This window comes from Escherichia sp. TC-EC600-tetX4 (assembly GCF_019356055.1).
In the GTDB taxonomy this organism is placed as follows: domain Bacteria; phylum Pseudomonadota; class Gammaproteobacteria; order Enterobacterales; family Enterobacteriaceae.
In genome coordinates this window covers 2356038-2380205 of the sequence record NZ_CP079924.1, presented here as the reverse complement: position 1 = coordinate 2380205, position 24168 = coordinate 2356038, and the positions used below count along the sequence as shown (strand labels likewise).

Below are 24168 nucleotides of genomic sequence, written 5' to 3'. Positions count from 1 at the left end.
ATGACTGAAACGATAAAAGTAAGCGAATCACTTGAATTACATGCTGTTGCAGAAAATCACGTCAAACCTCTTTATCAGTTAATCTGTAAAAATAAAACCTGGTTACAGCAGTCGCTAAACTGGCCGCAGTTTGTTCAAAGTGAAGAGGACACGCGAAAAACGGTGCAGGGTAATGTGATGTTGCATCAACGCGGCTATGCCAAAATGTTCATGATTTTCAAAGAAGATGAACTTATCGGCGTTATCTCGTTTAATCGTATTGAACCACTGAATAAAACCGCTGAAATAGGCTACTGGCTGGACGAATCTCATCAGGGGCAGGGGATCATTTCTCAGGCGCTGCAGGCATTGATTCATCATTACGCCCAGTCTGGTGAACTTAGACGCTTCGTGATCAAATGTCGGGTGGACAATCCGCAAAGCAACCAGGTCGCTTTGCGCAATGGTTTTATCCTTGAAGGTTGCCTGAAACAGGCTGAGTTCCTGAATGATGCCTATGATGATGTGAACTTATACGCGCGTATTATCGATTCACAATAACCCTGCCAGCGGCGTTCGCGTAATGCGCTCCTCGCCGTTAATGACTTTTGGACCACGGACATGAACCGTGTCGCCATCAAAGGCTTCAACGACGGCGTGGTCGGTTAACTCCACATGGTTTTCAATTATCACCGCACCTGTAATACGGCTCTCACCTTGTATGACAACGTGCTCGTCGAGCAGAATCGGTCCGCCACGTACCACGGCATTTCCGCCAACCAAGACATGATGTTTTAACACACAATTACCTTCCACAATGGCATATTCCGCCACCTGCGAACTGTAATGAATCGTCGGAATGGCATCTTCTTCTATGCCAGCTTTCACCTGCGCGTGACCGTAGACTTTAGCGCAATCGCATAGCCAGACATTGTTCTCTTCATTACCTTCAATACTGGCAAAATCAAAAACTTCGGCGCGATGTTCAATAAAAGCATACCGGACGACGGCATCGCCATAAATTTGTGCCTGGTGGACAATACGCGAGGCGCTAACCCTTGCGCGATCATAAATTTGGAGCAGGAGTTGATGGTCGGGCGTTAAGCCTTGTGCGGCGACGATCATAGAATGTTGATCAATTAAGGCGTGACCAAATATTCTACATTGCCCGTAAACTAATGAGTCATGAATGGTGACGCTGTCACTTATATATGCACCCTGGCTGATTTCACTATTATCGATCCAGACGTTATCCGTTGCGTAAACCTCTCCCCACAGCACGCTGGTGCCGGTGATACGCGTATTACCGGAAATCACCGCTCCGCCGAACGCAATAGCATTCTGGTCGTAAATCCAGCAATTTCCTTCTTGTGCTAACACCGTTTCGCGATCGATCCAGCCGCCAGCGGTTCCTGCTATCACATCGTTAAAATCGCTAATGGCGATAATCTGCCGTAATAACACATTTTTTTTAGTGCCATCTTCCTGATAACTAAAGGCTCGCTGTTCTTCACTTAGACGATATTTGCGCATAGCGTTTTCCCACAGGTGACTTACTATAACCGTAGCAAATTCTGCGGCTCTGGCTATGCTCGAGAAAATTCCATAAAATGCATTTCAAATATACTTTATAAATTAAACAAAATGAGTAAGAAGATGCAGAGCGATAAAGTGCTCAATTTGCCGGCAGGCTACTTTGGTATTGTGTTGGGGACGATAGGGATGGGATTTGCCTGGCGCTATGCCAGCCAGGTTTGGCAGGTCAGCCACTGGTTAGGGGATGGGCTGGTGATTCTGGCGATGATCATCTGGGGATTATTGACTAGCGCATTTATTGCCCGACTCATACGCTTTCCGCATAGCGTGCTGGCGGAAGTTCGCCATCCAGTGCTGAGCAGTTTTGTGAGTTTGTTTCCGGCAACGACGATGCTGGTGGCGATTGGTTTTGTTCCGTGGTTTCGCCCACTGGCGGTGTGCCTGTTCAGTTTTGGTGTCGTGGTTCAGTTGGCTTATGCCGCCTGGCAAACTGCGGGATTATGGCGCGGATCTCACCCTGAAGAAGCTACCACGCCTGGACTGTATCTGCCGACAGTTGCCAACAACTTTATCAGCGCAATGGCCTGTGGTGCGTTGGGCTACACCGACGCCGGTCTGGTGTTTTTAGGCGCAGGCGTTTTCTCATGGCTAAGCCTTGAACCGGTGATCTTGCAGCGTCTGCGCAGTTCGGGAGAATTACCCACGGCACTGCGGACATCACTCGGCATTCAGCTCGCTCCTGCGCTGGTGGCTTGTAGTGCCTGGCTGAGCGTCAACGGCGGCGAGGGTGACACGCTGGCGAAAATGCTTTTCGGTTATGGACTGCTGCAACTGCTGTTTATGCTACGTCTGATGCCATGGTATCTCTCCCAGCCATTTAATGCTTCATTCTGGAGTTTCTCGTTCGGCGTATCTGCACTGGCAACCACCGGTTTGCATCTGGGGAGTGGCAGCGATAATGGATTTTTCCATACGCTGGCGGTGCCGCTGTTTATCTTTACCAATTTTATTATTGCAATACTGCTCATCCGTACTTTTGCGCTTCTGATGCAGGGAAAATTGTTAGTCAGAACCGAGCGCGCCGTTTTAATGAAAGCAGAGGACAAAGAATGATCATTCGTGACGAAAACTATTTTACTGATAAATATGAATTAACCCGCACACACTCTGAAGTACTGGAAGCGGTGAAAGTGGTTAAACCGGGTAAAACGCTGGATCTGGGCTGTGGCAATGGTCGTAACAGTCTTTACCTGGCAGCCAATGGTTATGATGTTGACGCATGGGATAAAAATGCCATGAGTATCGCCAACGTCGAGCGCATTAAATCCATTGAAAATCTGGATAATTTACACACCCGAGTCGTTGATCTGAATAACCTCACATTTGATAGACAGTACGATTTTATTCTTTCGACTGTGGTGCTGATGTTCCTTGAGGCTAAAACCATCCCCGGGTTGATTGCCAATATGCAACGTTGCACTAAACCTGGTGGTTACAACCTGATTGTGGCGGCGATGGATACCGCTGATTATCCATGTACCGTCGGCTTCCCGTTTGCCTTCAAAGAGGGAGAATTACGTCGATATTACGAAGGCTGGGAGAGGGTGAAATACAATGAAGACGTCGGCGAGCTGCACCGCACCGACGCCAACGGTAATCGTATTAAACTGCGTTTCGCCACGATGCTGGCACGTAAAAAATGACCCGGTAAGCACAAAACGCGTGAAAATTCCCCACGCTGAGATGATTTACTGTTCTTCTTTTCGGTAAGCATATTTTTTATCGAAGGGATGTGAAATTAATCACAGTAGTCGAAGTTTTTAGCAGCTTAACTTACTGAAATTTAAGTACTGATGATTGACTTAGCCCCTTTTTCGGCATTGACTATGTCGTCTGAAAAGGGGCTGAAAAATTTATTTTCACCAACACTTTTTTTGCCACAACACGAAGCGGCGCTTTTTGCTATAACTTAGAAAGTAATATAATCATCTCAGGAAACTATTCATGCGTACCACATCATTTGCGAAAGTTGCAGCTTTATGCGGCTTATTGGCTCTGTCTGGTTGTGCATCTAAAATCACCCAGCCAGATAAATATTCTGGTTTTTTAAACAATTACTCTGATTTAAAAGAAACAACCTCGGCTACAGGTAAACCTGTTTTACGTTGGGTAGACCCGAGTTTTGATCAAAGCAAATATGACAGCATCGTCTGGAACCCAATCACTTATTATCCGGTACCGAAACCGTCGACCCAGGTAGGGCAGAAAGTTCTGGATAAAATTTTGAACTATACCAACACCGAAATGAAAGAAGCGATAGCGCAGCGTAAACCACTGGTTACCACCGCTGGGCCGCGTAGTCTGATTTTCCGTGGGGCCATTACCGGTGTAGATACCAGCAAAGAAGGGCTGCAATTCTATGAAGTGGTTCCTGTTGCATTAGTGGTTGCGGGGACGCAAATGGCTACAGGCCACCGTACCATGGATACTCGCCTCTATTTTGAAGGTGAGCTGATTGATGCAGCGACTAATAAACCGGTTATCAAAGTCGTTCGTCAGGGCGAAGGTAAAGACCTGAATAACGAAAGTACGCCAATGGCTTTCGAAAATATTAAACAAGTTATTGATGACATGGCGACCGATGCCACCATGTTTGACGTTAACAAAAAGTAGTTCCAGACGCGCCATCGTTAGATGGCGCTTTTTATCCGGTGCGCCGTAAAACCCCATCCTTCAGGGCGGGGATATAAGGCGCGGTTTTCCACCTGACCAGGTGTTTGCTGTTGTTCAATGTATTGGCGGATGACGGATATTGGCGCACCTCCGCAGCTACTGGCAAAATAGCCAGGACTCCACAAAACGCCTTTGTAGTAATACCTGAATGCAATATCTGGTCGATCTCGTCGCAGTCACCTACCCGATACGCCTTTGAGGCTGTTTACCAGACTGGATATCGCCAGTTTGGGAGGATAGTTAATTAACAAATGGACGTGATCTGGTTCGCCATCCATTTCAACCAGTTCAGCTTCAAAATCAGCACATACATTTGAAAAGTAAGTGCGTAGTTTTTCTGTCGCGTCATGGTCAAAAATCTGGCGTCGGTATCTGGTGACAAAGAGCAGGTGAACATGCATCAGGAAAACACAATGCCTTCCACGCCGGATATCGGTTTCTTTTTTCACAGACCAAAGTATCATTTGACCTGTGAAACGATTACAGGCATTTAAATTCCAGTTAAGACCCGGTGGTCAACAGGAGTGTGAAATGAGGCGCTTCGCAGGCGCATGTCGTTTCGTTTTCAATCGTGCTCTGGCACGTCAGAATGAGAATCATGAGGCCGGTAATAAATACATCCCTTACGGGAAAATGGCTTCCTGGCTGGTTGAGTGGAAAAATGCCACTGAAACGCAATGGCTTAAAGATTCTCCCTCACAGCCATTGCAACAGTCACTGAAAGACCTTGAGCGGGCTTACAAAAACTTCTTCCGGAAGCGGGCTGCTTTTCCCCGATTCAAAAAGCGGGGACAGAATGATGCATTCCGCTACCCGCAGGGCGTTAAGCTCGATCAGGAAAACAGCCGTATTTTTCTGCCGAAACTGGGCTGGATGCGCTACCGGAACAGCCGTCAGGTCACGGGTGTTGTGAAAAATGTCACTGTCAGCCAGTCCTGCGGTAAGTGGTACATCAGTATTCAGACAGAAAGTGAAGTATCAACTCCGGTTCACCCTTCAGCATCAATGGTCGGGCTGGATGCTGGCGTGGCTAAACTCGCCACGCTGTCAGATGGCACAGTCTTTGAGCCTGTAAACAGTTTTCAGAAAAACCAGAAGAAGCTGGCGAGACTTCAGCGACAGTTAAGCCGCAAGGTCAAATTCAGCAACAACTGGCAAAAGCAGAAACGCAAAATACAGCGACTGCATTCCTGTATCGCAAATATCCGCAGGGACTACCTTCACAAAGTCACAACGGCCGTCAGCAAAAACCACGCAATGATAGTCATTGAGGATTTGAAGGTCAGCAACATGTCAAAGTCAGCAGCGGGTACGGTCAGCCAGCCGGGGCGCAATGTCCGGGCAAAATCAGGTTTAAACCGTTCGATACTGGATCAGGGCTGGTATGAAATGCGCCGCCAGCTTGCGTATAAGCAGCTCTGGCGTGGCGGTCAGGTGCTTGCTGTTCCGCCAGCGTATACAAGCCAGCGTTGCGCGTACTGTGGTCATACAGCGAAAGAGAACCGCCTGTCACAAAGTAAATTCAGATGCCAGGTATGTGGATATACAGCGAACGCCGATGTAAATGGCGCTCGCAACATTTTAGCGGCGGGGCACGCCGTTCTTGCCTGTGGAGAGATGGTGCAGTCAGGCCGCCCGTTGAAGCAGGAACCCACCGAAATGATTCAGGCGACAGCCTGAACGTAGCAGGGATCCACGTCCTTCAGGGCGTGGAGGATGTCAATATCGGTTTCTGTCAGCGATTAAATTCAACACCACGTAACAAACGCCTCCGGCAATTAATCCCCAAAACGCAGAACCAATCCCGACCAGCGTCAATCCACTTGCCGTTACCAGAAATGCCACCACCGCCGCGTCTCGCTCACGCTCATTATGCAGCGCCTGATACAAACTGCCGCCGATGGTACTTAACAGCGCCAGACCTGCCAGCATCTGGATCCAACTTACGGGCAGGGCAGCCATCATCCCGGTAATGGCACTACCAAACAGACCTGCGAGCAAATAGAAAATGCCTGCAACGGCAGCGGCCAGCCAACGTTGATCTTTATCCGGATGCGCTTCCGGGCTTTGGCAAATAGCCGCGGTGATTGCCGCAATACCGACGGAATAAACGCCGAAAGGGGAAAAAACCAGTGCCAGCAATCCAGTAAATACAATTAATGGCGAAACAGGAGCCGAATATCCAGCTGCTTTCATTGCTGCGATACCCGGTGCGTTTTGCGATGCCATCGTCACCAGAAAAAGGGGGAGTGCAACGCTCAGGCTGTGAGCAAACGAAAAATCAGGGGTAATATAAGTGGGGAGAACGGGTTTAAAGACAACATCAGTTGTGACAACGTCACCTTGCGCGATGACGATCACGATCCCAATAATCATCGCGGCAATTACCGCATAGCGCGGCGCAACGGCCTTGGTTGCCAGCCATACCAGCAACATACTTCCACACAACGTAAATTGACCGTCCAGACTGGCAAACGCCTGTAAACCAAAGCGTAATAAAATCCCGGCAAGCATTGCCGCCGCAAGCGAGTGCGGAATAATGCGCATCAGACGAGCAAAGAGTCCCGTTATGCCGCAGAGGACTATTAGCGCGTTGGTGACAATAAAAACGCCGATGGCTTCGTTAAGTGTTAGTCCCTGCAATCCGGTGACCAACAAAGCCGCGCCAGGCGTTGACCATGCGGTGAGAACAGGTACGCGATACCATAATGTCAGAGTCAGCGTACTGACGCCCATTGCCAGCCCCAGCGCCGTCATCCAGCCAGAGATTTGTGCAGTGGTGGCTCCGGCGACAATCGCTGCTTGCCAGATTATTGCCGCTGAACTGGCGTAGCCAATTAATACCGCCAGAAACCCCGCCAGTAGCGTGGGTGGAGGAATAGAAAACAGACGCATAGTCACCTCGTGCGTTATAGCGTACAGGCACCGTAGCATTTGTCCGTTATAACGCACAAGTGATAAACTTCCGTTTTGCCGGAGGAGTCGCATGGAAAATCTCGCTCGCTTTTTATCCACCACACTTAAACAACTACGCCAGCAGCGCGGCTGGAGTCTTTCGCGACTGGCAGAAGCGACGGGCGTTTCTAAAGCAATGTTAGGGCAGATTGAGCGTAATGAGTCCAGTCCGACGGTCGCGACATTATGGAAAATTGCCACCGGGTTGAACGTACCATTTTCAACATTTATTTCTCCGCCGCAGTCCGCTACGCCTTCAGTTTATGATCCACAACAGCAGGCGATGGTGATCACTTCGCTGTTTCCTTATGATCCACAACTCTGCTTTGAACACTTCTCGATTCAGATGGCATCTGGTGCAATAAGCGAATCGACGCCCCATGAGAAGGGGGTAATCGAACATGTCGTCGTCATTGATGGACAACTTGATCTGTGCGTTGATGGGGAATGGCAGACCCTTAATTGTGGGGAAGGCGTTCGATTTGCTGCAGACGTCACGCATATCTATCGTAATGGTGGGGAGCAAACCGTACATTTTCATTCCCTCATCCATTACCCGCGCAGTTAAGCGGGAAAACTATTTCGCAACGTCGCGCTTGTGGCTAAAATAGCCGCCATTTTTCAGCTACTGGATAAGAATGTGACCGTATCTTCTCATCGACTTGAACTGTTAAGCCCGGCACGCGATGCCGCCATTGCCCGCGAAGCTATTTTGCACGGTGCCGATGCTGTTTATATCGGCGGCCCTGGTTTTGGTGCCCGTCATAATGCCAGTAATAGCTTGAAAGATATTGCCGAGCTGGTGCCGTTTGCCCATCGTTATGGTGCAAAAATTTTCGTCACGCTTAACACCATTTTGCATGATGATGAGCTGGAACCCGCGCAACGGCTGATTACTGACCTCTACCAGACCGGTGTCGATGCGCTGATTGTTCAGGATATGGGGATTCTGGAACTTGATATTCCGCCGATTGAACTGCACGCCAGTACGCAGTGCGACATTCGTACAGTTGAAAAAGCGAAGTTCCTCTCTGATGTTGGCTTCACGCAGATTGTGCTGGCGCGAGAGCTGAATCTTGATCAGATCCGCGCGATTCACCAGGCTACGGACGCGACCATTGAATTCTTTATTCATGGGGCACTGTGCGTGGCCTATTCGGGTCAGTGCTACATTTCTCATGCGCAAACAGGGCGTAGCGCCAACCGTGGCGATTGCTCGCAGGCGTGCCGTTTGCCATACACATTGAAAGACGATCAGGGGCGGGTGGTTTCCTATGAAAAACATCTGCTGTCGATGAAAGATAACGATCAGACTGCCAACCTCGGCGCGCTGATTGATGCTGGTGTACGCTCCTTCAAGATTGAAGGGCGTTACAAAGATATGAGCTACGTGAAGAATATCACCGCCCATTATCGCCAGATGCTTGATGCCATTATTGAAGAACGTGGCGATCTGGCGCGCGCTTCATCAGGTCGTACTGAACATTTCTTTGTTCCATCGACGGAAAAGACTTTCCACCGTGGTAGCACAGATTATTTTGTGAATGCCCGTAAAGGCGATATTGGCGCGTTCGATTCGCCGAAATTTATCGGCCTGCCGGTAGGCGAAGTAGTGAAAGTGGCGAAAGATCATCTCGATGTTGCCGTTACCGAGCCACTGGCAAATGGCGATGGCCTGAACGTGTTGATTAAACGTGAAGTCGTCGGTTTTCGTGCCAATACGGTCGAGAAAACCGGAGAAAATCAGTACCGCGTCTGGCCCAATGAAATGCCAGCAGATTTGCACAAAATTCGTCCACATCACCCACTAAACCGTAATCTTGATCATAACTGGCAGCAGGCACTGACAAAAACCTCCAGCGAACGTCGGGTGGCGGTAGACATTGAACTGGGCGGCTGGCAGGAACAACTGATTCTGACCCTCACCAGTGAAGAGGGTGTCAGCATCACGCATACGCTGGACGGGCAGTTCGACGAAGCCAATAACGCCGAAAAAGCAATGAACAATCTGAAGGATGGTCTGGCAAAACTGGGGCAAACCCTCTATTACGCCCGCGATGTGCAAATTAATTTGCCGGGGGCGCTGTTTGTACCAAACAGTCTGTTAAACCAGTTCCGCCGTGAAGCTGCTGACATGCTGGATGCTGCGCGTCTTGCCAGTTACCAGCGCGGCAGCCGTAAACCGGTTGCTGATCCTGCGCCGGTTTATCCGCAAACGCATCTGAGTTTCCTCGCGAACGTATACAACCAGAAAGCGCGTGAATTTTATCATCGCTATGGTGTGCAGCTGATTGACGCGGCGTATGAAGCACATGAAGAGAAGGGCGAAGTCCCGGTGATGATCACCAAGCATTGTCTGCGCTTTGCCTTTAATCTGTGCCCGAAACAGGCGAAAGGCAATATCAAAAGCTGGAAGGCGACGCCAATGCAACTGGTTAACGGCGATGAAGTATTAACGCTAAAGTTTGATTGCCGCCCATGCGAGATGCACGTCATTGGCAAAATCAAAAATCACATACTGAAAATGCCGTTACCGGGAAGCGTAGTGGCATCCGTAAGTCCGGATGAGCTGCTGAAAACATTGCCGAAGCGAAAAGGGTAAAACGCCAGTTTTCTGGTTACTCACAACTTATTGAATCTGCATGATATTGCCTGCCGGGTAAGGCGTTACGCCGCATCCGGCATCAAATGACTCAACGTTGTCCCGCTTCTGGTTTGCGCGATTTTTGCCAGTAAAAATGCTCGCGCAAACCTTCCGCCGACTCTTCCGCCACAGCACGCAATTCATCGCTGTCCGCTTCATGACGCAGCTGATGATCCACATTCTTTACCCACACAAATTCATGTCCTTTGTGCCCTGCCATGAGTTGTCCTGAAAACAGAGCACACGTTAATAAGACAACCGATAACGCCTTCGTAAACATCCTGCCACCTTTTTCTTACCTTTTGCCGCTATGATGCCGATCGTTTCTTGAGGTTATTATTCAGTTTTGCAAATTAGCGCAAAGAAATTCTGGAATCTTCCTTCCTGATTTTGCATTGCATTCTGCCGTTGCGGCGATTTAGTGCTATTTTCGAGCAAATTACACACGGAGGTAAACACTAATGTTTACTTTGTTGATATACTCAGCGGCAGGGAGGCGATGTGAAACAAAGCGAGTTCAGACGTTGGCTCGAATCTCAGGGCGTCGATGTAGCGAATGGCAGCAACCATTTGAAACTCAGGTTTCATGGGAGGCGCAGTGTCATGCCGCGTCACCCCTGCGATGAGATTAAAGAACCATTGCGTAAAGCAATCCTGAAACAACTCGGTTTGAGTTAATCGCCAATTAAAAAGGTTAATGACATGCGAGAGACAGTCGAAATTATGCGTTATCCCGTCACTCTTACACCCGCGCCGGAAGGCGGTTATATGGTTTCTTTTGTGGATATCCCTGAAGCGTTGACCCAGGGCGAAACTGTCGCTGAAGCGATGGAAGCGGCAAAAGATGCTTTACTGACCGCATTTGATTTTTATTTTGAAGATAACGAGCTTATCCCTTTACCTTCGCCATTAAATAGTCACGATCACTTTATTGAAGTACCTTTGAGCGTCGCCTCTAAGGTATTGCTGTTAAATGCTTTTTTACAGTCAGAAATCACTCAGCAAGAGTTAGCCAGGCGAATTGGCAAACCTAAACAGGAGATTACTCGCCTATTTAACTTGCATCATGCGACAAAAATCGACGCCGTCCAGCTCGCGGCAAAGGCGCTTGGCAAAGAGTTATCGCTGGTGATGGTTTAATTACAGTTAACGAAAAGTTGTCATTTTTAACAACTGATATAGACTGCCGAATCATCTGCACATAATTACGATTCGATAATGAAAAAATACCAGCAGCTTGCAGAACAATTACGCGAGCAGATTGCGTCGGGTATCTGGCAACCCGGCGATCGTTTGCCTTCGTTGCGTGACCAGGTGGCGCTTTCAGGCATGAGCTTTATGACTGTCAGCCATGCCTATCAGTTGCTCGAAAGTCAGGGATATATTATCGCACGACCGCAGTCGGGTTATTACGTTGCGCCACAGGCAATAAAAATGCCGAAAGCGCCAGTCATTCCAGTCACTCGAGATGAAGCAGTCGATATCAACACTTATATTTTTGATATGTTGCAGGCCAGTCGCGATCCGTCGGTCGTTCCGTTTGCCTCGGCCTTTCCCGACCCGCGACTTTTCCCCCTCCAACAACTAAACCGCTCGCTGGCGCAGGTAAGCAAAACCGCCACAGCGATGAGCGTGATTGAAAACTTACCGCCAGGAAACGCAGAACTGCGTCAGGCTATTGCTCGTCGCTATGCCTTACAGGGCATCACCATTTCTCCTGATGAAATTGTCATTACTGCCGGGGCGTTAGAGGCATTAAACCTCAGTTTGCAAGCGGTAACTGAACCGGGCGATTGGGTGATAGTAGAGAATCCTTGTTTCTACGGTGCGTTGCAGGCGCTGGAGCGGCTACGGCTGAAGGCGTTATCGGTGGCGACGGATGTTAAAGAAGGGATAGATCTTCAGGCGCTGGAACTGGCGTTGCAGGAGTATCCGGTGAAAGCGTGCTGGCTGATGACTAATAGCCAGAATCCACTCGGATTTACCTTAACGCCGCAAAAAAAAGCACAACTGGTGGCGTTGCTCAATCAGTACAACGTAACGCTGATTGAAGATGACGTTTACAGCGAACTTTATTTTGGACGGGAAAAACCGCTGCCTGCGAAAGCGTGGGATCGCCACGATGGCGTTTTGCATTGCTCTTCGTTTTCGAAATGTCTGGTGCCTGGTTTTCGTATTGGTTGGGTCGCCGCCGGAAAACATGCACGTAAAATTCAACGCTTGCAGTTGATGAGTACGCTTTCCACCAGCTCACCGATGCAACTTGCGCTGGTGGATTACCTTTCCACGCGCCGATACGACGCCCATCTTCGTCGCCTGCGTCGCCAGCTTGCGGAACGTAAACAACGTGCCTGGCAGGCACTGCTGCGTTATCTGCCTGCGGAAGTGAAAATTCATCATAATGACAGTGGTTACTTTCTCTGGTTGGAGCTCCCCGAGCCGTTAGATGCCGGCGAATTAAGCCTGGCGGCACTGACGCATCATATCAGTATTGCGCCGGGTAAAATGTTTTCTACCGGTGAAAACTGGTCACGTTTTTTCCGTTTTAATACCGCGTGGCAGTGGGGAGAGCGTGAAGAACAGGCGGTAAAACAATTAGGCAAACTTATTCAAGAACGGCTGTAATAGCGTTTAATTTAATTCCTCTTAGATTGGGTAATATGAATTTCGAATAGCAGTCATATTTCCTAACTCCTTGACTATACTCCAGAAGATAACCTTACAGACGGCATAATGCGCGGTAGCTCACAACCTGAATAAATTTTCTCAGGGGCGAAGGTGTGCCTGCAAGCCGCCGTCTATGGTTAAACAAGGAGATATTTTTACGGCACGGCGGCTGAACAATTAATTACGACAGGAGTAAGACCTTATGAGCAAGACATTTGCCCGCAGCAGCCTGTGTGCGCTCAGCATGACAATAATGACCGCTCACGCCGCCGAACCGCCTACCAATTTAGATAAACCGGAAGGGCGACTGGATATTATCGCCTGGCCGGGATACATCGAACGCGGACAAACTGATAAACAATACGACTGGGTAACGCAGTTCGAAAAAGAGACAGGCTGCGCGGTGAATGTGAAAACCGCCGCGACTTCCGATGAAATGGTCAGTCTGATGACCAAAGGGGGTTACGATCTGGTTACGGCATCCGGCGATGCCTCGCTGCGTTTGATTATGGGTAAACGCGTGCAGCCGATTAATACCGCATTGATTCCCAACTGGAAAACGCTCGATCCGCGCGTGGTTAAAGGCGACTGGTTTAATGTTGGCGGCAAAGTTTACGGCACACCTTACCAATGGGGGCCGAACCTGCTGATGTACAACACTAAAACCTTCCCGACGCCGCCGGATAGCTGGCAAGTGGTTTTTGTTGAGCAAAATCTGCCGGACGGCAAGAGCAATAAAGGCCGCGTTCAGGCTTATGATGGCCCTATCTATATTGCGGACGCTGCGTTGTTCGTTAAAGCCACTCAGCCGCAGTTGGGCATCAGCGATCCGTATCAACTCACCGAAGAACAGTACCAGGCGGTGCTGAAAGTGCTGCGCGCTCAACACAGTTTGATCCATCGCTACTGGCATGACACTACCGTGCAAATGAGCGATTTCAAAAACGAGGGTGTGGTTGCTTCCAGTGCCTGGCCCTATCAGGCCAACGCCCTGAAAGCCGAAGGCCAGCCTGTTGCTACCGTTTTCCCGAAGGAGGGTGTTACCGGTTGGGCTGATACCACCATGCTGCATAGCGAAGCGAAACATCCGGTTTGCGCCTACAAATGGATGAACTGGTCATTAACGCCAAAAGTGCAGGGCGATGTGGCGGCCTGGTTTGGCTCGTTACCGGTAGTGCCGGAAGGGTGTAAAGCCAGTCCGTTATTAGGCGAAAAAGGTTGTGAAACCAACGGTTTTAACTATTTCGACAAAATCGCCTTCTGGAAAACGCCTATAGCAGAAGGGGGCAAGTTTGTTCCCTACAGTCGCTGGACGCAGGATTACATTGCCATTATGGGCGGTCGCTAACTTCGCTGGGGTGCTTTATGACGTACGCAGTGGAGTTTGACAACGTCTCGCGGTTGTACGGTGACGTGCGCGCAGTAGATGGCGTCAGTATTGCGATAAAAGATGGTGAGTTCTTCTCTATGCTGGGGCCGTCCGGCTCCGGCAAAACCACCTGCCTGCGCCTGATTGCTGGCTTCGAACAGCTTTCCGGCGGGGCTATCTCTATCTTTGGTAAACCCGCCAGCAATCTGCCACCGTGGGAGCGGGACGTGAATACTGTCTTTCAGGACTACGCGCTATTTCCGCATATGTCGATTCTTGACAATGTCGCCTATGGGCTGATGGTCAAAGGCGTGAATAAAAAGCAGCGGCACGCAATGGCGCAAGAGGCGCTGGAGAAAGTGGCGTTGGGGTTTGTACATCAACGTAAACCGTCACAACTTTCTGGTGGTCAGCGCCAGCGGGTTGCTATCGCCAGAGCATTGGTGAATGAACCGCGCGTATTGCTGTTGGATGAACCGCTCGGCGCACTGGATCTCAAATTGCGTGAGCAGATGCAGCTGGAACTGAAAAAACTGCAACAGTCTCTCGGTATCACTTTTATCTTCGTTACCCACGATCAGGGCGAAGCGTTATCGATGTCCGATCGTGTGGCGGTTTTCAATAATGGACGCATTGAGCAGGTCGATTCCCCGCGCGATCTCTATATGCGCCCGCGCACGCCGTTTGTTGCCGGGTTCGTTGGTACATCGAATGTTTTTGATGGACTGATGGCAGAGAAACTTTGTGGCATGACGGGAAGCTTCGCCCTGCGACCGGAACATATCCGCCTCAACACCCCTGGTGAACTGCAGGCCAATGGCACGATCCAGGCGGTGCAATATCAGGGCGCGGCAACTCGTTTTGAACTGAAATTGAACGGCGGTGAAAAACTGCTTGTGAGTCAGGCCAATATGACAGGCGAAGAACTGCCTGCCACGCTCACGCCCGGACAACAGGTGATGGTTTCCTGGTCGCGTGATGTGATGGTGCCGCTGGTTGAGGAGAGGTGAATGGCGATGAATGTATTGCAATCACCTTCACGTCCAGGTCTGGGTAAGGTGTCCGGTTTCTTCTGGCATAATCCGGGGCTGGGGCTGTTTTTACTGCTGCTTGGCCCGCTAATGTGGTTTGGCATTGTCTATTTCGGCTCGCTGCTGACACTGTTATGGCAGGGATTTTATACTTTTGACGATTTCACCATGTCGGTAACGCCGGAACTGACGCTGGCGAATATCCGTGCGCTGTTTAATCCGGCGAATTACGACATCATTCTCCGCACGCTGACTATGGCTGTGGCAGTCACTATCGCCAGCGCCATTCTGGCTTTTCCAATGGCGTGGTATATGGCGCGCTATACCAGCGGGAAAATGAAAGCGTTTTTTTATATTGCGGTAATGTTGCCGATGTGGGCGAGCTACATTGTTAAAGCCTATGCCTGGACGTTATTGCTGGCAAAAGATGGCGTGGCTCAGTGGTTTTTACAACATCTTGGGCTGGAACCACTGCTGACTGCGTTCCTTACATTACCTGCGGTGGGCGGAAATACGCTGTCAACTTCCGGGCTGGGGCGCTTTCTGGTGTTTCTCTATATCTGGTTGCCGTTCATGATCCTGCCCGTTCAGGCGGCGCTTGAGCGTTTGCCGCCGTCATTGTTGCAGGCGTCGGCTGATCTCGGCGCACGTCCACGACAAACCTTTCGCTATGTGGTGCTGCCGCTGGCAATCCCGGGTATTGCCGCTGGCTCTATCTTTACCTTCTCACTCACACTGGGCGATTTTATCGTCCCGCAGCTGGTTGGTCCTCCAGGATATTTTATCGGCAATATGGTTTATTCCCAGCAGGGGGCGATTGGCAATATGCCGATGGCGGCGGCATTCACCCTGGTGCCGATTATTCTCATCGCACTGTACCTGGCGTTCGTGAAACGTCTGGGAGCGTTCGATGCACTCTGAACGCGCACCGTTTTTCCTCAAACTGGCGGCCTGGGGCGGCGTTGTTTTCCTACATTTTCCCATCCTGATAATCGCCGCCTATGCGTTTAACACTGAAGATGCGGCGTTTAGTTTTCCACCGCAGGGCCTGACGCTGCGCTGGTTTAGCGTGGCAGCACAGCGTAGTGATATTCTTGATGCCGTGACACTGTCACTTAAAGTGGCGGCGCTGGCGACATTAATTGCGCTGGTGTTAGGGACGCTGGCAGCTGCCGCGCTGTGGCGACGAGACTTTTTCGGCAAAAACGCCATTTCGCTGTTACTGCTGCTGCCCATTGCGCTGCCGGGCATTGTCACTGGTCTGGCGTTATTAACCGCCTTTAAAACCATCAATCTGGAGCCGGGATTTTTCACCATCGTGGTCGGTCATGCGACTTTTTGTGTAGTTGTGGTGTTTAACAATGTCATCGCCCGTTTTCGCCGCACCTCCTGGAGTCTGGTTGAGGCGTCAATGGATCTTGGGGCCAATGGCTGGCAAACCTTCCGCTACGTAGTGTTGCCGAATCTCAGTTCGGCGTTACTGGCAGGAGGAATGCTGGCGTTTGCCTTGTCGTTCGATGAAATCATCGTTACGACCTTTACGGCAGGTCATGAACGAACGTTACCGTTGTGGTTGCTCAATCAGCTTGGGCGACCGCGTGATGTACCGGTAACTAACGTGGTGGCACTGCTGGTTATGTTGGTAACAACCTTGCCGATCCTGGGGGCCTGGTGGCTAACCCGCGAAGGCGACAATGGTCAATAACCACTGATACAGGAATATGCTATGCAACATAAGTTACTGATTAACGGAGAACTGGTTAGCGGCGAAGGGGAAAAACAGCCTGTCTATAATCCGGCAACGGGGGACGTTTTACTGGAAATTGCCGAGGCATCCGCAGAGCAGGTCGATGCTGCTGTGCGCGCGGCAGATGCAGCATTTGCCGAATGGGGGCAAACCACGCCGAAAGTGCGTGCGGAATGTCTGCTGAAACTGGCTGATGTTATCGAAGAAAATGGTCAGGTTTTTGCCGAACTGGAGTCCCGTAATTGTGGCAAACCGCTGCATAGTGCGTTCAATGATGAAATCCCGGCGATTGTCGATGTTTTTCGCTTTTTCGCGGGTGCGGCGCGCTGTCTGAATGGTCTGGCGGCAGGTGAATATCTTGAAGGTCATACTTCGATGATCCGTCGCGATCCGTTGGGGGTCGTGGCTTCTATCGCACCGTGGAATTATCCGCTGATGATGGCCGCGTGGAAACTTGCTCCGGCGCTGGCGGCAGGGAACTGCGTAGTGCTTAAACCATCAGAAATTACCCCGCTGACCGCGTTGAAGTTGGCAGAGCTGGCGAAAGATATCTTCCCGGCAGGCGTGATTAACATACTGTTTGGCAGAGGCAAAACGGTGGGTGATCCGCTGACCGGTCATCCCAAAGTGCGGATGGTGTCGCTGACGGGCTCTATCGCCACCGGCGAGCACATCATCAGCCATACCGCGTCGTCCATTAAGCGTACTCATATGGAACTTGGTGGCAAAGCGCCAGTGATTGTTTTTGATGATGCGGATATTGAAGCAGTGGTCGAAGGTGTACGTACATTTGGCTATTACAATGCTGGACAGGATTGTACTGCGGCTTGTCGGATCTACGCGCAAAAAGGCATTTACGATACGCTGGTGGAAAAACTGGGTGCTGCGGTGGCAACGTTAAAATCTGGTGCGCCAGATGACGAGTCTACGGAGCTTGGACCTTTAAGCTCGCTGGCGCATCTCGAACGCGTCGGCAAGGCAGTAGAAGAGGCGAAAGCGACAGGGCACATCAAAGTGATCACTGGCGGTGAAAAGCGCAAGGGTAATGGCTATTACTATGCGCCGACGCTGCTGGCTGGCGCATTACAGGACGATGCCATCGTGCAAAAAGAGGTATTTGGTCCAGTAGTGAGTGTTACGCCCTTCGACAACGAAGAACAGGTGGTGAACTGGGCGAATGACAGCCAGTACGGACTTGCATCTTCGGTATGGACGAAAGATGTGGGCAGGGCGCATCGCGTCAGCGCACGGCTGCAATATGGTTGTACCTGGGTCAATACCCATTTCATGCTGGTAAGTGAAATGCCGCACGGTGGGCAGAAACTTTCTGGTTACGGCAAGGATATGTCACTTTATGGGCTGGAGGATTACACCGTCGTCCGCCACGTCATGGTTAAACATTAAGGATAATATTGCAGATCGTAAGAGTATGAGATGATCTTGCGTACTGTCAGAGCACTGATTTCTCTGACAGTACGTGCTGCGTGCAAAATCACTACATCAAATAAACCAGCCAAATCTCATAGAGATAAGAGTAAACAAACCAACAGCAGCAAAGAAATTTATCAGTACTACAGTTCTACTGGAAACATTCATTTTTGCCACCTTTTATCATTGCCCCTATGTGTATAGTACGGGTTAAGAAAATCCGCAATAATACTCATTCTGAAGATGGATAAGGGCAAGTTGCTGTTTGATGATTTTTTCTCAAACTGGTGAAAAAACTTGATGCACGTCAAAAAATGACGCATATTTGCGCGCGTTTTATTCATCTGGCTGGACGCCCGTACATGTCTCTCTATCAACACATGCTTGTTTTTTATGCGGTTATGGCAGCAATCGCATTTCTTATCACCTGGTTTCTTTCTCACGATAAGAAACGCATCCGTTTCTTAAGCGCCTTTCTGGTGGGGGCAACATGGCCGATGAGTTTCCCGGTGGCGCTGTTGTTTTCACTGTTTTAAATCTTACTCACTGGCTTGACGGCACCACGCAGACTTATATCATTTGGATGAATCGATAAATTTCACAAGTGGCTAAGGAGAAAGTATGTCGCATCTGGATGAAGTCATCGCGCGCGTGGATGCCGCGATTGAAGAGAGCGTCATTGCCCATATGAACGAATTATTAATCGCCCTGAGCGATGACGCGGAGTTAAGTCGGGAAGATCGCTACACCCAGCAGCAACGTCTGCGCACAGCGATCGCCCATCACGGTCGCAAGCATAAAGAAGATATGGAAGCGCGCCACGAACAGTTAACCAAAGGCGGCACCATCCTCTGATTAAAATGAGCGTCTGGCTACCAACCAGGCGCCAACCACAAGTAAAATTGCGCCACAAATTGGGCCGAACAACGCCCGTAGTGGTACGCCATGACTGCGGAAGATATCCAGCATCAGACCGCCAATCAGCTGACTGGCGACCAGTACAGCAATAGTTGTCGCCGCTCCCACATTCTGATATCCGCTGATACTGGCGAAGACAAAAAACGATCCCAGCAAGCCAGGTATAAGTGTCCACCAGCGCACGCTGGACACCAGTTCGCCAAACCCCGCCATGCCTTGTTTAAACCATAAAATAGAAACAAAGAGCACAATCCCCACCAGTGAGTTCAGCAACATGGCGATGAGAATGGTAGAGGAGGTCTGGGTGATGCGCACCATCAGCGTGTTCTGGACAACCAGACCAATTCCGGCGGCAATCAAAAAAGCAAGGGTGAGCGACTGATTCATCCAATCGCGTCCGGTTCAGTGCGCTCGTCGAGTTGCAACTGCATAAATGTCAGATCCAGCCAACGACCAAATTTAGTGCCTACCTGCGGCATTTGCGCGGTGACGACAAATCCCAGCGACTGGTGGAGATGCAGCGAGGCCTGATTTTGCGATTCGATCCCGGCGACCATGACATGCTTCCCGCAATCCCGCGCTTCATCAATCAATCGGCTTAACAATTTACGCCCCAGACCTTTGCCCTGATGATCGGGATGGACATAAACCGAATGTTCCACGGTATGGCGAAAACCATCGAAACTACGCCAGTCGCCAAACGAGGCATATCCCGTCACTACGCCGTTTTCCTCGCTCACCAGCACTGGATAACCTGCTAAAGTCCGCGCTTCAAACCAGGCAATGCGGTTATCAGCATCCACCGTTTGGTCATTCCAGATAGCCGCCGTATACAACACGGCGTGGTTATAAATTTCCGCAATGGCAGCACAGTCGGCTTTGCGGGCAAAACGGATGGACATGTCTGGCCTCAATAAAATAATGATGATGATGTTATCAATACTATCGAAAACAGCCCGAAGCAACGGATTCCTCGATGAAATTATTGCGTGTTGCAGAGGGGATGTGACGGCTGCAAACAAAACCAATCCCGTGAGCCTGCTACTATTGATGGATTCATGCCAAAAGCACAGGAGAGCATTATGGGGCAACAAAAGCAGCGTAATCGACGTTGGGTTCTGGCCTCGCGTCCACATGGCGCACCTGTTCCGGAGAATTTCCGTCTTGAAGAAGATGATGTCGCCACACCGGGTGAAGGACAGGTGTTACTGCGCACAGTTTATTTGTCCCTGGACCCGTATATGCGTGGACGTATGAGCGATGAGCCATCTTATTCACCGCCTGTTGATATTGGCGGCGTGATGGTCGGCGGTACGGTGAGCCGTGTCGTGGAGTCGAATCATCCTGATTATCAGTCTGGCGACTGGGTGCTGGGCTACAGTGGATGGCAAGACTATGACATATCCAGTGGTGATGATCTGGTGAAACTTGGCGATCATCCGCAAAATCCATCGTGGTCGCTGGGTGTGCTAGGGATGCCAGGCTTTACCGCTTATATGGGCCTACTGGATATCGGTCAGCCTAAAGAGGGCGAAACGTTGGTGGTAGCTGCGGCGACAGGACCAGTGGGGGCGACGGTGGGGCAAATCGGCAAACTTAAAGGTTGCAGAGTGGTGGGGGTAGCCGGTGGCGCGGAAAAATGCCGCCATGCTACCGAGGTGTTAGGCTTCGATGTTTGTCTTGATCACCACGCGGATGATTTTGCCGAACAACTGGCGAAAGCGTGCCCAAAAGGTATTGATATCTATTATGAAAACGTGGGCGGTAAGGTATTCGATGCGGTGCTACCGTTACTTAATACATCTGCGCGCATTCCCGTCTGCGGATTAGTGAGCAGCTATAACGCTACAGAGCTACCACCCGGTCCGGATCGTTTACCTCTGTTGATGGCTACAGTGCTGAAAAAACGTATTCGCTTGCAAGGTTTTATTATCGCTCAGGATTATGGTCACCGCATCCATGAGTTTCAGAGGGAGATGGGGCAATGGGTGAAAGAGGATAAAATCCACTACCGCGAAGAAATTACTGACGGTTTAGAGAATGCGCCACAGACGTTTATCGGCCTGCTGAAGGGTAAAAACTTCGGCAAAGTGGTGATCCGCGTGGCGGGTGATGATTAAAGTTTCAACGGCGGCGTAAGCCGCCATAAAAATCCAGGCAAAAAGCTTATTTTCAGCTTTAATTAACTAACCACATCATTGTTCTGCTGCTAATAACAACAAAGGTGAGTGGTTTATGATTATTCACTTTAATACACCAGGTGAATTCCTTCTGCCATGCAGGCAGGGTTGGACAGAAAACACGCGAAGGAATTAAAATGCCTGGAACGGGAAAAATGAAACATGTCAGTTTGACTCTGCAGGTTGAGAACGACCTGAAACATCAGCTTAGTATTGGCGCATTAAAACCTGGCGCACGCCTGATTACTAAAAATCTGGCGGAGCAATTAGGTATGAGTATTACACCTGTGCGTGAAGCATTATTACGTCTGGTTTCGGTGAATGCGCTTTCTGTCGCACCTGCACAAGCATTTACAGTTCCGGAAGTGGGGAAACGTCAATTAGACGAAATCAATCGGATCCGCTACGAACTGGAATTAATGGCAGTTGCTCTGGCTGTTGAAAACCTCACCCCGCAAGACCTTGCGGAACTCCAGGAATTGCTCGAGAAATTACAGCAGGCGCAAGAAAAGGGCGACATGGAACAAATCATTAATGTAAACAGGCTATTTCGCTTAGCGATTTATCATCGCTCAAATATGCCCATCCTGTGTGAGATGATTGAGCAACTGTGGGTCAGGATGGGGCCTGGTTTACATTATCTCTATGAAGCGATTAATCCAGCGGAATTACGGGAGCATATAGAAAACTATCATCTGTTACTCGCTGCGTTAAAAGCAAAAGACAAAGAGGGATGCAGACATTGTCTTGCTGAAATTATGCAACAAAATATTGCTATTTTATACCAGCAATACAATCGTTAAAGTAAATGCCCGGCAAATACCGGGCATCAAGGTAATTACTCAAATCTCCACGCAATATTCATGCCGACACCATAATTTCGTCCGGGCGAAGGTTCGTAATATCGCCCGTTTGACTCATTGACAATGACAGAACCAACGTATTCTTTATCGAATAAATTATCGACACGACCAAATAAATCCACAGTTAAATTGTGGTAATTGTATTTATACCCGGTGAATAAGCCGACGAGAGTATAAGACGGCGCTTTTGCCGTATTTTCATCATCTGCCATAATATCGCCCATATAACGCGCTTCCGTGCCTGCATACCAACCATCTTCCGGTACATAACCTATCGACGCAAAGCCCATATTACGGGCGATCCCTGGCATCCGATTACCGTTACAATCCTGTTCATTGCAAACATTGCTGCGATAGGTCGCATCAAGCCAGGTCCAGGACGCGTTTACGCGAAAATCTCCTGCGAAACGTTGATCCCATGCCAGTTCAGCGCCTTGACGACGGGTCTTTCCGGCATTTTTGTAAGTCGTACGCCCACCGCTACTGCTATCGACAACAATTTCATCATCAGTGTCGGTCTGAAACAATGCGAGACTAAGCAGCCCATCACCAATACGCGTTTTACTGCCGATCTCAATTGTATCGTTGGTGGATGGTTTTAAACCTAAGTTCATACCGCTTTGCCCATCAGCACGATAAGACAGCTCATTAATCGTCGGCGTTTCAAAACCTCGCCCGGCTGCCAGATAGATATTCCAGGCATCGGTCATTGCATATTTTAACGAACCGGCAGGTAGCCATTTATGATAACTGGCATCACCGCTGTCATCGCCGTTACCCGGAGTAACGTAATGGTCGTTGGAATCAAACCACACGGAGCTGTAGCGCACGCCAGCATCCAGCGACAGTTTTTCGCTCAGCTGCCACTGCGTCTGTAAATAGGGATCGATGTTCCACATCAGATTGCGTTCGTCGCGACGCAACTCACCTTTTTGCCCGTACTCCGGCATGCCGCTATTCAGGCGGAAGTTATTGTAGCCCTTGCGGTTTTCACTCATGTTTTCGTAGTTCAGGCCGGTAGTGAACGTGACCGGAACGCCCAGTTCACCACGGTGTGTCCAGCGGCTGTCTATTCCCTGGTAATGGCGTTGCAGGGTAATCACGCCGCCCGCATGTGACGGGTTAAGTTGTGGTGCCATGGGTATTGACTGGTACTGGGTCGTTTCTCGCTCTCCGGCATACATCATCACACTCATATCATCCCGCGAACTCAGGCTACGCTCATAGCGCAACCCAGCCTGAGTTTGCTTGATGGTTTTTCGCGTGTCGTACTGTTCTGCACGAGGCGCTTGTTGTGGATTAGCCTTCCATTCTGCTTTGGTTAGCCCACCTGGGTCATCTGCTTTGATATCCACACTATTGAAAATCAGACTTAATTTGCTGGCTTCATCAATGCGTACGCCCAGTTTGGCATTGGCTAAATTTTTCTGTGCGCCACTATGGTCACGATAGCCGTGGGTCGTAAAACGCGTGGTTGAGACGGTGTAATCGACATCGCCAGGCTGTGTGCCGTCTCCCGTTGCGCCCGTTGCTTTCAGCCCATAGCGCCAGCTGCCAAAACTGCCGTAGTAACTACTGGCTTCAATGGTTGGTGGCTGTTGTCCGGTCTGGGTGGTGACATTCATTACCCCACCAGACGCGTTGCCATACAGGGCAGAGAAGGGGCCACGCAGCACTTCCACATTTTGCACACTGCTTAAATCGATGTTGGATGTTTGCCCTTGCCCGTCGGGCATGGTGGCGGGAATACCGTCCACATACAGGCGAATACCGCGAATACCGTAAGTGGAGCGGGAGCCAAATCCGCGAATCGACAGCTGTAAATCTTGCGCATAGTTCTGCCGGTTTTGTACCTGCAAACCAGGCACGCCGGTCAGTGATTCGGACAAGTTAATGCGCGGTGTTGCCAGGCGCATCTCCTCGCCATCCACCACGCTTACTGCTGCTGGGGTATCCAGTTCTGAAACCACCTGCGGTGCGGCACTGACAATCATAGTCTGTTCATCAGCGGCAAAAACAACGGGGGAAAGGACAAGCAGTGCGGGCAAAACGGTCTGTCGGACGGAAAAAATCTTCATGAAAAAAGCCAGGTTAAGAATGGGAAAACGCCGTCATGGT

Annotated in this window: 26 protein-coding genes and 1 pseudogene; 19 read left to right on the top strand and 8 right to left on the bottom strand. The window is 50.0% G+C overall.

Annotated elements, in window-relative coordinates; genetic code table 11:
* Entirely contained in the window at nt 1-540 is a 540-nt protein-coding gene (rimL, locus tag KXD89_RS11515) for a 50S ribosomal protein L7/L12-serine acetyltransferase (protein WP_000140873.1), read from the top strand.
* Here the strand turns inward: rimL and ydcK are convergent.
* Nucleotides 532-1512: a YdcK family protein gene (gene ydcK / locus KXD89_RS11510; protein ID WP_001234042.1), complete on the bottom strand. Its 981-nt coding sequence runs from the start codon at nt 1510-1512 to the stop codon at nt 532-534. The genes rimL and ydcK overlap by 9 nt on opposite strands.
* A gap of 123 nt (nt 1513-1635) precedes the next feature.
* Between ydcK and tehA the strand changes: the two genes are divergently transcribed.
* The 3 genes from tehA (at nt 1636) to KXD89_RS11495 (ending at nt 4188) form a co-directional block, all read left to right on the top strand.
* A complete protein-coding gene (gene tehA / locus KXD89_RS11505) occupies nt 1636-2628 on the top strand; it encodes a dicarboxylate transporter/tellurite-resistance protein TehA (RefSeq protein ID WP_001301046.1) in 993 nt (330 codons plus the stop codon).
* Nucleotides 2625-3218: a tellurite resistance methyltransferase TehB gene (gene tehB, locus KXD89_RS11500; RefSeq protein WP_000586732.1), complete on the top strand. Its 594-nt coding sequence runs from the start codon at nt 2625-2627 to the stop codon at nt 3216-3218. Before tehA ends, tehB begins: the two co-directional genes overlap by 4 nt.
* A gap of 301 nt (nt 3219-3519) precedes the next feature.
* Nucleotides 3520-4188, top strand: a complete 669-nt coding sequence (locus tag KXD89_RS11495; protein ID WP_001261013.1) for a DUF3313 domain-containing protein — start codon at nt 3520-3522, stop codon at nt 4186-4188.
* A 98-nt stretch (nt 4189-4286) separates the two neighbouring features.
* Here KXD89_RS11495 and tnpA read toward each other — a convergent pair.
* Nucleotides 4287-4712: pseudogene (gene tnpA / locus KXD89_RS11490) on the bottom strand (IS200/IS605 family transposase); the annotation flags it as partial.
* Between the two features lie 7 nt (nt 4713-4719).
* On the opposite strand from tnpA, the gene KXD89_RS11485 reads away from it, so the two are divergent.
* Entirely contained in the window at nt 4720-5928 is a 1209-nt protein-coding gene (locus KXD89_RS11485; RefSeq protein WP_000826416.1) for an RNA-guided endonuclease TnpB family protein, read from the top strand.
* Nucleotides 5929-5967: 39 nt separating this feature from the next.
* Here KXD89_RS11485 and ydcO read toward each other — a convergent pair whose 3' ends face one another.
* Nucleotides 5968-7143, bottom strand: coding sequence for a BenE family transporter YdcO (ydcO, locus tag KXD89_RS11480; RefSeq protein WP_001236265.1), 1176 nt, complete (start codon nt 7141-7143; stop codon nt 5968-5970).
* 91 nt (nt 7144-7234) lie between these two features.
* Between ydcO and sutR the strand changes: the two genes are divergently transcribed.
* Nucleotides 7235-7771 (top strand): DNA-binding transcriptional regulator SutR, encoded by a 537-nt coding sequence (sutR, locus tag KXD89_RS11475; protein WP_000429155.1) that lies wholly within the window; start codon nt 7235-7237, stop codon nt 7769-7771.
* Between the two features lie 72 nt (nt 7772-7843).
* Nucleotides 7844-9805, top strand: coding sequence for a 23S rRNA 5-hydroxycytidine C2501 synthase (gene rlhA / locus KXD89_RS11470; RefSeq protein WP_001303492.1), 1962 nt, complete (start codon nt 7844-7846; stop codon nt 9803-9805).
* Nucleotides 9806-9896: 91 nt separating this feature from the next.
* Here rlhA and KXD89_RS11465 read toward each other — a convergent pair whose 3' ends face one another.
* Nucleotides 9897-10127, bottom strand: coding sequence for a YncJ family protein (locus KXD89_RS11465; protein ID WP_000494244.1), 231 nt, complete (start codon nt 10125-10127; stop codon nt 9897-9899).
* A 221-nt stretch (nt 10128-10348) separates the two neighbouring features.
* Here KXD89_RS11465 and hicA point away from each other — a divergent pair, with 221 nt between their 5' ends.
* The 8 genes from hicA (at nt 10349) to patD (ending at nt 18065) form a co-directional block, all read left to right on the top strand.
* A complete protein-coding gene (gene hicA, locus KXD89_RS11460) occupies nt 10349-10525 on the top strand; it encodes a type II toxin-antitoxin system mRNA interferase toxin HicA (protein WP_000813794.1) in 177 nt (58 codons plus the stop codon).
* A gap of 45 nt (nt 10526-10570) precedes the next feature.
* Complete coding sequence (gene hicB, locus KXD89_RS11455; protein WP_001270286.1) at nt 10571-10987, top strand: type II toxin-antitoxin system antitoxin HicB; 417 nt, start codon at nt 10571-10573, stop codon at nt 10985-10987.
* A gap of 78 nt (nt 10988-11065) precedes the next feature.
* Entirely contained in the window at nt 11066-12472 is a 1407-nt protein-coding gene (locus KXD89_RS11450) for a PLP-dependent aminotransferase family protein (protein WP_000760626.1), read from the top strand.
* A gap of 244 nt (nt 12473-12716) precedes the next feature.
* Entirely contained in the window at nt 12717-13862 is a 1146-nt protein-coding gene (gene ydcS / locus KXD89_RS11445) for a putative ABC transporter substrate-binding protein YdcS (protein ID WP_000047424.1), read from the top strand.
* A gap of 17 nt (nt 13863-13879) precedes the next feature.
* Nucleotides 13880-14893, top strand: a complete 1014-nt coding sequence (locus KXD89_RS11440; protein ID WP_000220396.1) for an ABC transporter ATP-binding protein — start codon at nt 13880-13882, stop codon at nt 14891-14893.
* Entirely contained in the window at nt 14894-15835 is a 942-nt protein-coding gene (locus KXD89_RS11435) for an ABC transporter permease (protein ID WP_001251304.1), read from the top strand. It abuts the gene before it with no gap.
* Entirely contained in the window at nt 15825-16619 is a 795-nt protein-coding gene (locus KXD89_RS11430; RefSeq protein ID WP_000555458.1) for an ABC transporter permease, read from the top strand. The genes KXD89_RS11435 and KXD89_RS11430 overlap by 11 nt, the downstream gene beginning before the upstream one ends.
* Nucleotides 16620-16640: 21 nt before the next feature.
* Nucleotides 16641-18065 (top strand): aminobutyraldehyde dehydrogenase, encoded by a 1425-nt coding sequence (gene patD / locus KXD89_RS11425; protein ID WP_001163872.1) that lies wholly within the window; start codon nt 16641-16643, stop codon nt 18063-18065.
* A gap of 96 nt (nt 18066-18161) precedes the next feature.
* Here patD and yncL read toward each other — a convergent pair whose 3' ends face one another.
* Complete coding sequence (yncL, locus tag KXD89_RS11420; protein ID WP_001310798.1) at nt 18162-18257, bottom strand: stress response membrane protein YncL; 96 nt, start codon at nt 18255-18257, stop codon at nt 18162-18164.
* 194 nt (nt 18258-18451) lie between these two features.
* On the opposite strand from yncL, the gene ortT reads away from it, so the two are divergent.
* Both ortT and ydcY read left to right on the top strand, forming a co-directional pair.
* Nucleotides 18452-18625 carry an orphan toxin OrtT gene (ortT, locus tag KXD89_RS11415; RefSeq protein WP_000061178.1) on the top strand — a complete coding sequence of 58 codons (174 nt, stop codon included), beginning with the start codon at nt 18452-18454 and terminating at the stop codon, nt 18623-18625.
* 85 nt (nt 18626-18710) lie between these two features.
* A complete protein-coding gene (ydcY, locus tag KXD89_RS11410; protein WP_000018633.1) occupies nt 18711-18944 on the top strand; it encodes a DUF2526 family protein YdcY in 234 nt (77 codons plus the stop codon).
* Here the strand turns inward: ydcY and KXD89_RS11405 are convergent, their stop codons facing one another.
* Both KXD89_RS11405 and mddA read right to left on the bottom strand, forming a co-directional pair.
* A complete protein-coding gene (locus tag KXD89_RS11405; RefSeq protein WP_001076535.1) occupies nt 18945-19394 on the bottom strand; it encodes a DMT family transporter in 450 nt (149 codons plus the stop codon).
* Nucleotides 19391-19909, bottom strand: a complete 519-nt coding sequence (gene mddA / locus KXD89_RS11400) for an L-methionine sulfoximine/L-methionine sulfone acetyltransferase (RefSeq protein WP_001310799.1) — start codon at nt 19907-19909, stop codon at nt 19391-19393. The genes KXD89_RS11405 and mddA overlap by 4 nt, the downstream gene beginning before the upstream one ends.
* A gap of 180 nt (nt 19910-20089) precedes the next feature.
* On the opposite strand from mddA, the gene curA reads away from it, so the two are divergent.
* Nucleotides 20090-21127 carry an NADPH-dependent curcumin/dihydrocurcumin reductase gene (curA, locus tag KXD89_RS11395; RefSeq protein ID WP_000531462.1) on the top strand — a complete coding sequence of 346 codons (1038 nt, stop codon included), beginning with the start codon at nt 20090-20092 and terminating at the stop codon, nt 21125-21127.
* Nucleotides 21128-21324: 197 nt separating this feature from the next.
* Nucleotides 21325-21990, top strand: a complete 666-nt coding sequence (gene mcbR / locus KXD89_RS11390; protein WP_001300742.1) for a colanic acid/biofilm transcriptional regulator McbR — start codon at nt 21325-21327, stop codon at nt 21988-21990.
* A gap of 35 nt (nt 21991-22025) precedes the next feature.
* Here mcbR and pqqU read toward each other — a convergent pair whose 3' ends face one another.
* Nucleotides 22026-24128 (bottom strand): TonB-dependent receptor PqqU, encoded by a 2103-nt coding sequence (gene pqqU, locus KXD89_RS11385; RefSeq protein ID WP_000689363.1) that lies wholly within the window; start codon nt 24126-24128, stop codon nt 22026-22028.
* Nucleotides 24129-24168: the final 40 nt, after the last annotated feature.